Genomic DNA, 14,316 nt, shown 5'->3' with positions numbered 1-14,316 from the left:
AGTCGAAGAGGCACGTATCCTCGATCCAAAACATCGGTGGGGTTGTTGCACCAGAGTGGATACCGTGAACCGTTTTTATCCCAGCGGTACTGCGACAGGACACGCGGACCATCAAGTACACCGTCTTCGTCCTCGTCTTCATCCAGCTTGATGAAATATGTACGCGATTCATAATTGTCATGCAGTGCTCACCAAAGGGCGGTGAGTCGCTGCTGTCCGTCCAAGAGGTGTTCCGTGACGCGGGTTCCTGGACTACTTTGCGGTGACGTTGTCAGCCCGCGGCTCAGAAAAGGTTCATCGTTATCTACGCTGAGCGTCAGTAGTGCTCCCGCCGGCAACTTACGAAGCACCGTCTCAACGAGGCTAGACACCTCGTTGTGGGACCATGCCTCGAAGCGCTGAAAACGTGGCAATCGCAGGCGGCCACCTTCAATCGCTTGAAACCAATTCTTGAGATCCCTGTTTAATGCCTCCACAAATTCCCCCAAAAAATCTAGGCTCCTGCCACGGTTCTTGCTCTCCGAGACATTGAATCTTCACATTAGCGCTATTCCGGCCGATTGGGCTTGATACCTCGACAGATGAGAACGAGATTCCCCTAGCGGCAGGAATTTTCCGATAAATTGTCACGGTGCCACTATCAATTCGCGAGCTATTTGCAGCCGCAGATCTAATTCCAACCGGCGTCGTCAAATGGGGCGAACGGACTCTTCCAAACGTTCCAGGCATCTACTGCGTCAGTTGGTCCTCCGACTCGGAGGCCACAAACGTGACCAAAGGTAGCTATATACCTTCGCCCTCGGCCTACGCCGAACTCCTGTCAGTCTGCCCAGCGACATGCATCGACGGCGCTCTCGCAACTCCGAGCACATTGGCCGAACGGATTGGGAGTTTTTGGCTCCCGAACGAACCAGTCCTCTACATCGGCATGGCGGGCACGTCGATTCGCACCCGAGTTGGTCAGTACTACTCCACCAAGCTGGGCGCTCGCGCGCCGCATGCTGGTGGTTGGTGGCTGAAGACTCTTGAAGGTCTTGATCGGTTGTACGTCCACTTTGCGCCGTGCGACGAAGTCTCGACTCGTGAACAATCCATAATCTCTGCATTTGCGACCAGTATCGATCCTGCTCACCGGCGTCAGTTGTTTGATACTGAAAGAGTTGCTCCCTTTGCCAATGTCGACGTGGCAAAAGGCCTCCACAAGCGCCACGGATTGTCGAATTACAAGGTTCCCGCGCAGGCAGTGGCAAACCAATCTGCCACGAAACCCGTCGAACAAACGACCACTGTGCCAAGAACCACCGATTCCTCGGCCGCCGAGTTGAGGGTCCAATCGCAACCAGTGACAGACAAGGATCGGACGCGGAGCTACCTTCGCATCCCGGCTGTGTCCAAACATGCCTTCCCTGATATGGCCGCCCAGCTCAAGGTCGTCCTCGGTGGTGTCATGATCGATGCTCCCTGGCGACCCAACGGCTCTCGTTCCGGGACCCTAGGCGTGGGCGTTGACTACATGCGTGGACTGCGGGAGCGCAACGAGCGCCTTCAGATCAACGTCAGCAATGGGATCTACACCATCTTGCGTAAGTAACTCGAGGGCGGCATCCGCCGCTAGAATATTGCCTTACGCCATATTCCCGATCCTAGGACTGGTCACGTTGCCGCACGATGGACTTTTCGATTTACCCGGCGCCAAGCCCGCCACCGCCGCGAGCCCGGATTCGCCAATCAGTCCACGCCAAATCGAGCAGCTTCGGTCTGCCTTCGAAGGCGCCGCAATCACCTCAATGGACGAACGGCAGCAAATCATCCAAGAGAGCACCGGGCGACAAGTGGAGAACATCCGCCAGTTGTTTTCTCGAGAGGTGATGGCCATTCTCAGCCACATCGACAGAACCGGGCGGCGGGTCGAGACGACACAGAACTCGGCCTGGGATGATCGCGAAGAAGACACCTGGATCGACAAGCTCTAAAACAATCAAATTTCACAGGGCCCGTGTGTACTGGAAGATGACCCATTCCGAGGACCTGACCGTCGTCTTGTGGGCGGCAAGATTAGGCTTCAGTCCAAGATTTCATCAGGATCAGTCGCCCCTATTCCACTGGTATTTGTTGCTCCGATTAGGAAGTCATACGGCTGGCCTCACAGGTTGTCATGCGATCAATAACTGGACCCGTTAGGACGTAATAGTTCCATCCCACCCAGAGAGGTAGAGATCTGGCATTATGAAGTTAGCCGGGGCGATTCGCAGCTTCGGCCTAACGAGGGGGAATGCGATGAAATTCAAGTGGGTCTCGCCAGCAAAGAAATCGACGCAGCAGGTTCCAAAACCGTTCGCAGCGACGCCGGCACCTCCGAAATCGGCACCAGACATCGTTCTCCCGCCCGTTCAAGTAGTTCCGGGCCCGGCTGTTGGCCCTGTTACGCATGGACCAGCAGCAACGGCTGCTGTCATCCCACACCTGGATGGAGACGCTGCGGCGGCCGTCGCCCACCGCGGAAGCCACATCCAGATCATCGCCGCGGCCGGGTCGGGGAAGACCGAGGTTGTCTCGCAACGAGTGGCGTCATTGCTCGCCAGCGGCGAAGCGCCTGAGTCGATCGTGGCGTTCACCTTCACCGAGAAGGCAGCGTCCGAGCTAAAAGAGCGTATCCGTGAGCGGGTGACCGCGCGTATGGGCACCGCTGCGACAGATCAGTTGGGGCGGCTGTTTGTTGGCACGATTCACGCGTACTGCTTCCGCATGTTGCAGACATATGTGCCGAAGTACGAAACTTACACGCCGCTTGACACAAACCAGCTGACGAATTTCGTCTACAAGGAAAGCCGGATCATCGGCATCACTGATCTAGCCCCGACCAACGGTACGTTCAAGGGCATCGCAACGTTTCAGCGCGGCATCGACGTGATCGAGAACGAACTGATCGACGTCGATTCACTGCCAGCGGGCAACCTCAAGACCGCGGTCGAGGCGTACTACGACACGCTGGACCGCCACCAGTTCATGTCGTTTGGAACGCAGATCGTGCGGGCGGTTGAAGCGCTGGACGACCCTTCTGTGCATGCCGCGGTGACAGCTCCTCTGCGTCACCTCATCGTGGATGAGTATCAGGATGTAAACCCCGCGCAGGAGAGGCTCGTCGGGCTGCTCGCGAAGCCGCACGGCACGGCCGACCTCGTAGTCGTGGGTGACGACGACCAAGCGATCTATCAATGGCGTGGTTCATCGGTCAAAAACATCGTCACGTTTGCCGACCGCTACAGCGGGGTCACGCAGTTCAAGCTGCTCACGAACCGTCGTTCGCGCCCCGGCATCGTCGAGGTCGCGAACTTGTTCGCCCAGTCGATTCCAGGCCGCATCGACAAGCAGATGCTGCCGTTCCGCGCGGTCGACGGACCAAGTGTTGCGTTCTCCCGCGACCCGGGCAACGAACACGACTCAGCCGACGACATCGCCCGTCAGATCCTCGATCTCCACGCGAACGGACTACCCTACCGCGACATCGCAATCCTCGTACGCGGACGCTCTGCGTACCCCTCGCTTATGCATGCGCTCGAGAAAGCCGAGATCCCCGTGCAGGCAGGCGGACGGTCTGGTCTGTTCACGCAGGTTGAACCGCTGGTATTCGGAGCGACATACGCATGGATCGGCGACATCGATTGGAAGTCGGCACAGTACGCTCCAGGGCAGCAAATAACACTCGATCAGCTTCTCGACGATTACACCACCGCTTTCAGTCTCCCCGATGTGATGCGGCAAACGTTGTCGTCACATCTCGAAGCCTGGAAGAGGAAGGCGCTCGTTAGCAAGTTCAATGAGAGCCTCGTGCGCGACTTCTATCAACTCATTGAGTTGCTCGGAGTCCAGCACTGGGACGTGTCGGAAGACCTGGTTCGTAACCGTTTGGGAACAATCGCACGGTTCACGAAGGTGCTCGCCGACTACGAAGGTGTCAGTTGGCGATCGCGCAAGGACCGAGATGCACCAGGCGAGCAAGTTGGTGGCCGCAGCGGAGGCGAATGGTTCTACAAGAACCTCGCGATCTTACTGTCGAATTACGCCGTTAGCAGCTATGACGACTTCTCAGGTGAGGACGGCCACCTGGACGAAGGCGTCGCACTTGGCACCGTTCACGGTTCAAAGGGCCTCGAGTGGCCGGTTGTGTTCTTACCTTCGCTCGTAAAGACGCGTTTCCCTTCGAGCATGAACGGCCGAGCCCAGAACTGGCCCGAGGATTTGCAGGGCCGCTTCGATAAGCAGCGCTACGAGGGCACCGATGCTGATGAGCGACGCCTGTTCTACGTCGCGATCACACGCGCGCGAGAAGCAGTGTTGCTGTCGAGCTTCTCCCAGCTGAACGGCGGAAAGAACCGTGCTGCGTCGCCCTACTACGACGAAGTCGTGAAATGCTTTACGAAAGCGGGAGCACCTACCTCGGCTACGAGCAAGGCATCCTCCGCAAACGCAGATTTGGCGATAACGTACAGCGAACTTGCGGCGTTCGAGACGTGCCCACGAAGTTATCTGTTAAAAAACGAGCTCGGGTTCATGCCCGCTATCCAGCAAGAGCTCGGTTACGGCAACGCCGTGCACCATACGATGCGCGTGCTCGCCGAACGTACGCAAGCGGCGGGAGCCGTTCCAACGGTTCAGGAAATCAACCAGCTGCTCGAATCCGAGTTCTTCCTTCCATATGCCAACAAAGCCGGTCACAAGGAGATGCGTGAGAAGGCCCGCAGGCTCGTGCTGCGATACGTGAACGAGAATTCGACCGACCTGTTGAATACCTGGGCTACCGAGCGACCGTTCGAACTCCATCTCGACGGCGCAGTGATCGCAGGCCGCGCCGACGTTATCTACGACAACCAAGAAGGCCAAGTAGGCCGCCTGGCAATCGTGGACTACAAGACGTCGACGGGCGGCCAAATCGACCCGCTCCAACTACAGATCTACACGGAAGCAGGGCGCAGGGAAGGCCTCGACGTGGGAGCCGCGTTCATCCACGATCTCGGCGCGGAGCAGCGCTATGACGTAGAGATCGACAAGAATGCGATCGGCAAGGCTGAGACTCAGATCATCGCGACGATCGACAGCCTCCGCCGCAGGGATTTCGAGCCGAAGCCCGGTCGCAGCAAGTGCCGGGAGTGCGACGTGCGGCGAATCTGCTCGGCTGCCACTAAGTCCTGACGGGGCGGCTACGCCGCCCCGTCAGGACTTAGAAGTCCGCGAATTCGACTGCAAAGTCGGATCTGTAGAACTCGACAGCCGGCTTGTCCTCGTAGAGTACGCCGTCCCGTACGGCGGGAATCGTCATGTCGAGCACCATCATCGAGCTCCCGGCCATGGCTACGGCCTCGATCCGGTGGAAAGCATCCCCGAATTCTTTCGCGAATTCCGCGAGAGCCTTTAACTTGATTACAGCATCGTCGAGATGTGTGCCGTGCGGGTCAACGATCGAGGCCTTCACCTCGCCGCGGACCTCATGGAAGAACACAAAGTCAGGGTGCATGCTGCGCCAGTTACCCTTAGCGTCACGGTAGGCGATACCGAGCGAATCGACAGCCGAACGCGGAGGATTTCGGTACCAGCCGAGGGCTCCGGAGCGCTTGAGCTCGACGTCCACGACCTTGCGCTCCCATGTGTTAAGAGATGACAACGGGAACATCCCCGCTTCGTCCGACATAAGGTGGAGCGTCTCAAGCGGTGCCAGCGCGATTTGGTCGTCAGCGTCAAGAATCTGGTAGTCCTCCATCCGCGAACGCGGTCTTCCCAATTCGCCCTTCTGCGGCTCAATAGTCATGGCCCGAATTTCTTCGTAATCCTGCTGACGAACGTCGGGCAGTGATTTGATCGATACGCGATGTTGTGCAAACCATCGGTCAACCAGTTCGTTCGCCTCGATATCGACCTTCTCGCGGATCTCCTTGATCATACTGAGCGCCGCAGTCTTGACATAGGCTTCCCGCAATCCGTCGTCGTCTTCGTCGTCGGAACCCGCGAGGTGGTTTACATATGACTGGGCGATATCCGCGCCGAACGCCTTCTTCGCCTCCTCGAATGCCGAACGGATCGCCCGGTCGTCAGCGCGCATCGAGAAATCACGGTAGGTGAGCTTGCTAGTCCCCGAATTGCCCATGACCTGCTGCACGTTGACGCGCCAAACATCTTCGATCTGTTTGTCGAGCAGTTGTAGGTAGCGAGCTGAATAACCGTCGAGTACCGCGTGCATCTCCGTTTCTGCGTTGGCCAAGGCGCGGTGTTGGACGCCATCCATCGCGAGAGCCTGAGCGAGAGAGACCATTCGCTTTACTGGGCGTGCCCCGCGTTTCGGAAGGGTTTGCGTTGGAAGTTTGTCCCAGACCGCCCAAACAGCCTCGGGGATGGCCGGATTAGGCCGCAGCTCCCGTCCGTCAAGCAAGATCTTTTTGCCACCATCACCGCCCGGCATCTCCTCTAGCTGCCCGGTCAGGTATCGCACGACCTTGCCGGCGGTGGTGCGGTCGAAGAACGGCAGGATGCACTCCACCGAGTTGAGGACTTCGTCTCCCGGCACACGACGAGCCAGCGGGCTACGGACCATGCGACCCAGGAGCTGCGTGATGTGTGTGCTGTCCTTCGCCGGACGAAACGAGACCATCACTTCGGCGCGGGGGCAGTCCCACCCCGTCGAAATCGCGTCCTTCGCGATGAGCACGCGGATGGAGGGGGTCTCTTGCACGCGCTGCGGCTCGATCCATTCAACGTCCCATCGGCCGAAGTGTTGGCGGGTGTGATCGCCGAATACGTGGCTCACGTTGCCGCTGTACAGCTCTGGCATGACTTCAGCGATCGTATCGAGCGCACGACCGATCTGCTCATGGTCAGGCGTATTCGGTGTCTGCAGGACTAGCAACGGGACGACCAGCTCGGTAAGACCCTGAGTCTTCGCGTACTCAGCCCAGCGCTCTGATGAAGCAGCTAGTTTCTGAGCAGCAAGCTTCACGAGTGTCGTATCGAAGTTACCGGCCTCGTTGGGTATGTCAAGGATGACAACATCCTTGACGAGACCTGACTCCTGTACACGGGCCGGATCAACCATGACTGCAGGGAACGCGCGCCTATCTTTGGAGGCGTCTGCTTCCTTCATCGCTGTGTTGAAGCGCTCGATCGTGGCCGAGATGCCCCACACGATCGGGATGGAAGGGTAGCCAGCGTGGCCCTGTACAAGGCGCCGCACGAGCGTCGTTTTGTCACGACTGGTCGTGGTGTTGAAGCCACGGTGCGCCTCATCGAGCACGAGATAGAGAGTGAGATCTTCGTCTTGGATCGTGTTGGCGATCGTTTCCCAGAGCGTATAGCCCTGCATATCAGGTGTTGCGAGGGTGGAAAAGTCGATCTGGTTCTCGTCAGCGACGTGGCCACGGGTGAGCTTCGAGTTTTTCGACAGCTTCTGCGTGTTGAGGAAGTACACGCGACCAGGGTCCAACTTCGGCTTTGAGAACGGCGGCTCGATGGTGATGAGGTCGGAAGAGGTGAACTTCTCCGACGCATCCATAAGCCGCATGCGCGTCTGATCATTGAGGTTCGGGTCATCCGAGAACCAGATCACTACCGCTCCTTCATCGGGTTCAATGTCGAACTTTTCAGAACCATGGAACAGCGCTTCGATCGCGGCAGCAGCCATCACGGTCTTGCCGGCGCCAGTGGGCGCAGTTAGCGCAAGCGACGAGACGTCTCCGTCGCGCTCCCACGCCGTACGGGCGCGCTCGAGTGCGTTGAGGACGTCCTCGACTGCGTCTTCTTGATAGTCCTTCAGAGTAAATTTCACAGCGCGCTCCGGCCTGTTTCGATCTCGAAGTTGTGCAGGTAGGCCTCGTACATCCGTACTGGCTCGACGTGGTCAGGCAGCTCTCTCACGACAGCCTCGAACAAACGATCTTCATCAGTCACGATGAACGCGGCCCGGATCCCGTCTTTTGCCACGATGGCCTCGACGAACGCCTCAGTCTGGTTCAAGTCGCCGAGCACACCGTACGTATCGGCTACGTCCCAGCCCACCGCGATATCCTCGATCCGCCGCCCTTCCGATCCAGCTCGGAGCCACAACAGGGGCGCGATCTTTGCAAACTCGCGATTAGAAGAGACTCTCAGCGGAGCTTCGTAAGTGAGGGTGAAGAATTCGACATTCTCCTCGAACCCATCGGATATCGGGAACTCATCGGTGAACTTGTAGTCGCCCTTGATGGCGTCGCCGGATGGCGTCCTCCCCGTGATCGCGGCGGCTACCCGTGGTTTCGTAATGTAGTTGCAGATCCCCCACTTCTCCCACTCGGGATCACCTGGCCGGAGGCCCTCGGCGCGGAGTCGCTTCTGCTCGTCGACGCCGACCTCATTGTTGGTGACGCTGATCGACCGGCGTAGCCCCCCATCCTGCTTGTTGAGGCGCATGACGGCATGTGCGGTCGTACCGGAACCTGAAAAGAAGTCGAGAACAACTGCTTCCGGCTTGTCAGCAACGCAGAATCGCACGGCATCCTCAACTCCGTAAAGGGATTTGGGGAAGGGGAAGCGACGCCCCGGGATCAACGCGGTCAGCATAGGCGTGCCATAGTCCGAGGCCGAATGAGACGCACGTTTCCAGTTCGTCATCGGGCGAACCGTCTTTGACTTGGAGTAGATGAATCGGTCGAATCCGTGTTCATCAACTCCATCGCGGAGAATCAGACCCGATTCGATCTCGTCGATCGTCCCCGACTGAAGTACCCGAATGACCATCTTCCCCGCAGTATTACGGTAGTGACGGACATATCCGTTGGAAAGCCTGCTTTCGAAGACCCCACCTTGGACACCCCAAGTCATTTCGGCACCGTCGTCTCGAACCGGAAGTACGGCTACACAGCCTGGAATATGAGGAGCTTCGGTCGTTCCAGGCGGTACCGCACCGCCGAACCCCTCAAATCCGCCGTCCGACTCCCGAAAGTAAAGCGGATAGAAAAGGTTCGGGCGCCGTGCTCTGCGGCCGTTCTCCCCACGGCGCATGAGCGAGTCCCAACGCACTTCGACGGACCCTTCGATGCGCGCTGCGTTCAACATGTCATCGGACGTTTCAACCAGCGCAGCTGAACCGAGAAACACGTAATAGATGTACTCATCACTCCGCGAGAACATGTCGCGCCGCGACGAACCGCTGGGGTTGATCACATCGCTGATCATCTGAATTCGGGTTTCGGGGAAGACCTGTTCGAGCAATAACCCAAGCCTCAGGTACTCCTTCTCATCAATCGTGACGATGAGTACAGAGTCGTCCGGATTGAGCAGCTCCTTGGCGAGCTTGAGACGCCGCTCCATGAACGCGAGCCACTTCGAGTGGCGGTAGAGATCCTCACCCTCCACGTAGTCGTTGTTATACTTCCAGTCCTTCGCACCTGTGTTGTATGGCGGATCGATGTAGATCGCGTCGATTTTCGAGCGATGTGTAAAGAGCAATGTCTGGAGGGCATGGTAGTTCTCGGCGTTGATGACCGCATGATAGGGCTTGTCCCCCCCACGTTCCACCTTGCTCGTCGAGACCAATCCCGGATAGATCGGGTCTCGGAATTCGGCAACCACAACCAGATCTTCGACGAACGCATCGACACTGTCATCTTCTTCACCGATTAGCTCGAGAGATGCAGCGCGGAAGCCTTCAGCGTCTTTCCGAATTGAGACGACTCGCCATAATCTGTCGTCGCTTGCGCTAGCTTTTGCTCCGCGCGGAGGGAGGATGCGCACCTTGTCGCCACGCCTCACGGGACGACCTGGAATTTCAACGGCTTCTGGCGCGTGGCGCTCAAAGTTTAGACCAAACGCGCGGCGTCCAGCGAGTGCGTCGACCTCGCGCTTCAGGTCTTTCGCCAGGGCGGGATCGTTGTTCTCAAGCCGCCTCAGCAGGTCATTTAGCCGGGACACGGCACTCCTTCATGGGGAACGGGATTTAGTTCAATTCTTCCAGTCGGGCGACGATCACTCATCATCCGACACGTCGATTGTGCTGCGCGCAAATGTCGCGAGGATGCGCGCGTGCGTCTGCCGCGGCAGCTGCCTGGTGCCTGGCTCCCCGAACGGTGTGCCCGGGCGGGCGGGTGCCGCTGCCAGCAACTCATCTAGACCCGGCCGTGCCACCATCAAAAGCCCGTGCGTCGCCCGCGTGCAAGCCACGGCAAGACGCCCAAACGCCGAGTTGAACGCGTCCAGATCGGTCGCACCGTTGAGCGGGTGGACTGCGATCGTGATGCCGTTCGTCTGGCCCTGCCACGAGTCGACCGTCGACGCGACAATGTCGCGGTCGGTCAGATCGTGCTTCTTCTGAAGACGCTCCACCGCCTCAATTGCATCGTCAACCGATTGGTTCCGCGTCGCGAGGATGGTGACCACCGGGTCTACTTGATCCCCCCGAAGGCGCGTAGTTTCCCTTAGTCCGGACTGTCGGCCCGGTACGTCGTTGTCATACACCGCCGAGACTAGCGATGCCTCCGCCTCGAAGAACTCGTCCAGCAGCGATTCTACGAATTCCATCAAGGGTAGGTCGATGTCGGCAGCCTCCGGTTCCGGCAGCCCATCGACTTCGAGCAAGGTCGGCACACCTGTACCTACCTGCCGCCAAATCTCGGCCGCGCCTTCATCCATCGATCCGAGGTCGATAGCTCGATCGCCGGGCCCCGCAACGCAGTCGAGCGATGTCCATTCCGGGTAGAAAGCCCGCCACAACGCGAGGTGCCCGGCCGCCGGGCGCCACACGGCCGGCAATTCCCTCGACCAAGTACGCGGGTCCTCGTCGTAGTCGGTCGGCCACGCACGGTAGGGGTTGTACCCAGGGTCGCCGCGCCACGGGTTCTCGCCTATTTCGAGTGGCGGCAGCTGCCCGACGTCGCCCACACCCAGCCAAAGTGGTGCGAGCTTCGTAACTTTGTCGAAGAGGTGGTGTGCGATCTGCCAGGCCTCGTCGACGAACAGCAGGCCAAAGGGAGTGGTTCCGTTCGCCGCCATGCCGAGGTGGTCGCGCAGACGCTTAATCTCGCCCATCGCTCCGAAGCGCGCAACAGTAGCGATCACAACCTTCACAGTGCTAGGCAGATCCTTCGTGGAGGTCACTACCGTCGCAGCATCGAGCACCTCTGTCGGTATCTCCTCGTATGCAGCCTTGCTCGCAAGCAGCGCAACGGAGTCCTTCCCTAGTGATTCCCCCAGGGAGACGGCGAGAGGTCGCACCTGCTTATTCGTGAACGCGGTGATCGCGATGCGCTCGCCGCGCGGATGCTGTGCTGCCTCGACGACGAGGCGCTTGAGCGCGTACGACTTTCCAGCGCCTGCCGCAGCCTTGAGCAACATGCGCTCCATCGGCGATGTACCCGACAACATGTCAGCCAACTCGATACTGGCCTCATCGGCAACGCGGTCGTTAAGGATCGCTGCGCCCTCGTGGTGAACGCCGCTCGTCGCGACGACCAACGGGTCAGCGAAGTGGCTGCTCGCTCCGTGCTCCACCATCACTCCAGATCATCCAACGTCAGGTGCTCCGGCACGGGCATCGGTGCCAGTTCGAAAGGGTTGCCCTCCGCGGAGCCGTCCGCGGCGACCTCGAACCCGTCGCCGTCGCGTACCGGTGGCCACGTCTCGGGGTTCAGTTCGCCCCGCGCCCGTCGCTCTGCCAACAGATCCGAAAACTCGGCCTCGCGATCCTCATGCGGACGGCAGCACCACAGATGCAACTGCGGCTCGTCGCCGTAAGACTCGGGCTGGCAACCGTCCTTTGGCGCCGAGGTCGAGTCTTGTTGCGGCTTTTGCACTGAGAGTATTTTGTTGCCCTTGAGCGCGGAGAACCATGCAAAGTCGGCAATCACCAATTCGTCGCCGGCCGCTACGTGGGGAACGACTTGGGGATCCCAGTGCAGTCGCTTCGGGAAGTCCTCGTCGAATAATTCGAGCGGACCGATCGCCAGACCATCAATCTTAAACGACCCACGCGCACTTGAATCGACTGAAACACCTGGCATTTCAGCGCAGGCCTCGCCATTGTTGGCAAGGAGCACCACTCGTGAATCTGCAGTGATACGGCGTGAGTCCACGTCGATCACCAGCGGATTGACGGACACAACCTTCGCAAAGCTGACAAAACGGTTGCCAGCGTCGGACGCAAGGTCGTGCGCCGCCTGCGGATTCGACAGCGCGAAGAGCTGGGAGGCGCAGGTTCCGTCGCTCTCAATCATCGGCACAAGAGAGTTGCGCCAGGGACGATAGGTACGGCCAAAGCGCACTAGGTCCGAAGCGTGCAGCGTGAGACGCCGACGCCACACCACCTGCGCATCGGACTCGATCGCGCGGTACACCGCACGCAACGTCGAAGCTTGAAAACCATCGAGAGAAGCCAGGGCACGTTCGAGGATCTGCGCCTTGTATTCCAGTTCCTCGGTTACAAGGTCCTTGTACAGCACGGGGTCGGCGACTGGCGCGTCGTTCGCCTTTCCGCTACGCCCCACGAGTGCGTTATGGATCGCATCGGACGCCAGGCTCGTCAGTCTGGCTCCGGAGGTGTGCACAGAATCCTCGATCTGGTCAGCGAATGCACGATGATCAATCGGTGCCGATTCGCGGGCCTCAGCCCACCCAACGAGATAGTCGAGACGACCAGAGTTAATGCTCGGCCCACCAGCGACGATTCGACGCGCAAGCACTTTACGAAGGTCGATGACAGGCAACCGTAGCTGGAAAGCCCGGGCGCGGTCGTCCTCGAGCAGTAACGCGATGGCAGTACGCTCTGCTTCGGAAATACCGCGCGGAACTGTTGCTGGCTCGCCATCGTAGGTCAGCACCGGGCGCCCCTGATCCTTGTCGCGTTTCCAGCGCAATCGGCTCAGTTCGATGCCCGCCAGGTTGTCGGCAATGGAAACAAGTACGTCCGCTGTATCACTGTCAGGGACCACGAGGTGCACAGAATCGGGAATTCCGTTCCCTGCGGACTTGCGTTGATCACGCATGGCATGGTTCAGCGCGGTACCGATACGCCTCACTATAAGGCGGCGCGTTTCGAGCGACTGTGGGTTGTCAAAAGTCGTGTATTCCCACTCAGCTCGTCCATCTATCGTGACGCGCTGTACGCCGATACCGTGGACATCGAGCGGTGCGGAATCCGACTTGGCAATCACAACGTTGACCGTCCCCGGCATCCCGGCCGGGTCAACACGTCGTTGGCCCGTCAACTGCGCGACGCCAGTCAGGGTCGCGGCGATGTTCGCGGCCGTAGACGCCGGTACACGACCGACATCGTTGACGCCGTCAACGAGGCCCAACGCCTGGCCTCGCATGTCACGGCCTACGCCAAGTTCAATCAAGAGGTCAAGAGGGGTTTGCGAATGACGCAATTCGCTGCGGCAGTATGAGAAGAGCGTGCAGCTTGCGCAGGCAGCAGGGTCGAATGTCGCTTCAAGATGTTGAACGAGAGACTCTATGTCTTGGCCTGGTGTGTGACCCGATTCTTTGGCCTCGCGTCGACGCTCTTCGATGCGCAATTTTACTTCTTCTTGGTAATCGTGCAGGTTTTCCACTACCGGTTCAGGCTGGAAGAAGGCATTTTTGGGCACGGCGAGAACACCGAAGGTGTGGACTCCCATGTCTTTGGGAAGGCGCGACCAAGTCCGTGCCGACTCCGCACCAACTGCAACTTGCAAGAATCCCTTGAGCATCCGTTCGTCATCAATGCGAGACCGTACGCGTTCATAGTCTTTTGCATCGCCCATCACCAGCCAGGACGAGTGCTGGTCACCGAAGGCTGGTGCCACGATCGCGAAGTCGGGCATCACGTCGGTCGCGCGCGTCCCCTCGAAGCCCACGAATGGCACCGCCAGCTGGAAAATGAGAGTGGCTGCGCCCGTATTGATTGCACGATCGTGTGCCGCTTCGAGCACTTGCGCCGTCCGGTCGACATTCGAGTGTGCGTCCACAGTGACGACCTCAGTCGGACGACTAAGCGACAGCGCACCGACGGTGCGTGTGGCAATCTGCCCCGCGAATTTTTCGTTGCGAACCATCCGCTCGAACGTCATCGCTCGCATCCATCGCGCCTGCGGAATCGTTCCCACTGTCTCCGCGACCCCCACTGCCTTCGCGAGCTTTCGGCGAGTCATCCCCGTAATTAGTGGATCGGTGCCCCGGAACCGCTCGCACGCCGCATGAGCCGACGAAGCAACAGCGCTGGTGCCGCCTCCGACAACCTCGAGCACTATCCCCCGCCACCTTTCGCTCGCATTGTCCACCGGCAGCACCCCTAGTGGGTGTGCATTTTCCCTAACACCGTGCGAA

At 59.2% G+C, this 14,316-nt stretch carries 8 protein-coding genes; 3 read left to right on the top strand and 5 right to left on the bottom strand.

The genetic code is table 11. The features are described 5' to 3' along the window. Nucleotides 1-188 precede the first annotated feature (188 nt). Complete coding sequence (locus tag KRR55_RS20710; protein ID WP_418888823.1) at nt 189-476, bottom strand: DUF262 domain-containing protein; 288 nt, start codon at nt 474-476, stop codon at nt 189-191. A 293-nt stretch (nt 477-769) separates the two neighbouring features. Between KRR55_RS20710 and KRR55_RS00975 the strand changes: the two genes are divergently transcribed. The 3 genes from KRR55_RS00975 to KRR55_RS00965 all read left to right on the top strand — a co-directional run bounded on the left by KRR55_RS00975 (nt 770) and on the right by KRR55_RS00965 (nt 5,190). Continuing rightward, nucleotides 770-1,591 carry a hypothetical protein gene (locus KRR55_RS00975; protein WP_217387174.1) on the top strand — a complete coding sequence of 274 codons (822 nt, stop codon included), beginning with the start codon at nt 770-772 and terminating at the stop codon, nt 1,589-1,591. A 67-nt stretch (nt 1,592-1,658) separates the two neighbouring features. Beyond that, nucleotides 1,659-1,973: a hypothetical protein gene (locus tag KRR55_RS00970; protein WP_217387173.1), complete on the top strand. Its 315-nt coding sequence runs from the start codon at nt 1,659-1,661 to the stop codon at nt 1,971-1,973. Between the two features lie 304 nt (nt 1,974-2,277). Next, nucleotides 2,278-5,190, top strand: coding sequence for an ATP-dependent helicase (locus KRR55_RS00965; protein WP_217387172.1), 2,913 nt, complete (start codon nt 2,278-2,280; stop codon nt 5,188-5,190). Nucleotides 5,191-5,218: 28 nt separating this feature from the next. Here the strand turns inward: KRR55_RS00965 and KRR55_RS00960 are convergent, their stop codons facing one another. Genes KRR55_RS00960 through KRR55_RS00945 form a run of 4 tightly spaced genes read right to left on the bottom strand, consistent with a single transcriptional unit; the run spans nt 5,219 to nt 14,060 of the window. Further along, nucleotides 5,219-7,810, bottom strand: a complete 2,592-nt coding sequence (locus tag KRR55_RS00960; protein ID WP_217387171.1) for a DEAD/DEAH box helicase — start codon at nt 7,808-7,810, stop codon at nt 5,219-5,221. Further along, a complete protein-coding gene (locus tag KRR55_RS00955; protein ID WP_217387170.1) occupies nt 7,807-9,930 on the bottom strand; it encodes a site-specific DNA-methyltransferase in 2,124 nt (707 codons plus the stop codon). Before KRR55_RS00955 ends, KRR55_RS00960 begins: the two co-directional genes overlap by 4 nt. Nucleotides 9,931-9,984: 54 nt before the next feature. Further along, on the bottom strand, nt 9,985-11,508 hold the full coding sequence (locus KRR55_RS00950; protein ID WP_217387169.1) for an AAA family ATPase: 1,524 nt from the start codon (nt 11,506-11,508) through the stop codon (nt 9,985-9,987). After that, the gene (locus KRR55_RS00945) at nt 11,508-14,060 is read right to left on the bottom strand and encodes a hypothetical protein (RefSeq protein ID WP_217387168.1); all 2,553 of its coding nucleotides are present in this window, start codon (nt 14,058-14,060) and stop codon (nt 11,508-11,510) included. Before KRR55_RS00945 ends, KRR55_RS00950 begins: the two co-directional genes overlap by 1 nt. Nucleotides 14,061-14,316: the final 256 nt, after the last annotated feature.

Source organism: Paeniglutamicibacter quisquiliarum (genome assembly GCF_019084045.1).
GTDB lineage: Bacteria > Actinomycetota > Actinomycetes > Actinomycetales > Micrococcaceae > Paeniglutamicibacter > Paeniglutamicibacter quisquiliarum.
The sequence above is the reverse complement of the archived record's forward strand: the minus strand, read 5'-3'. Positions and strand labels throughout refer to the sequence as shown.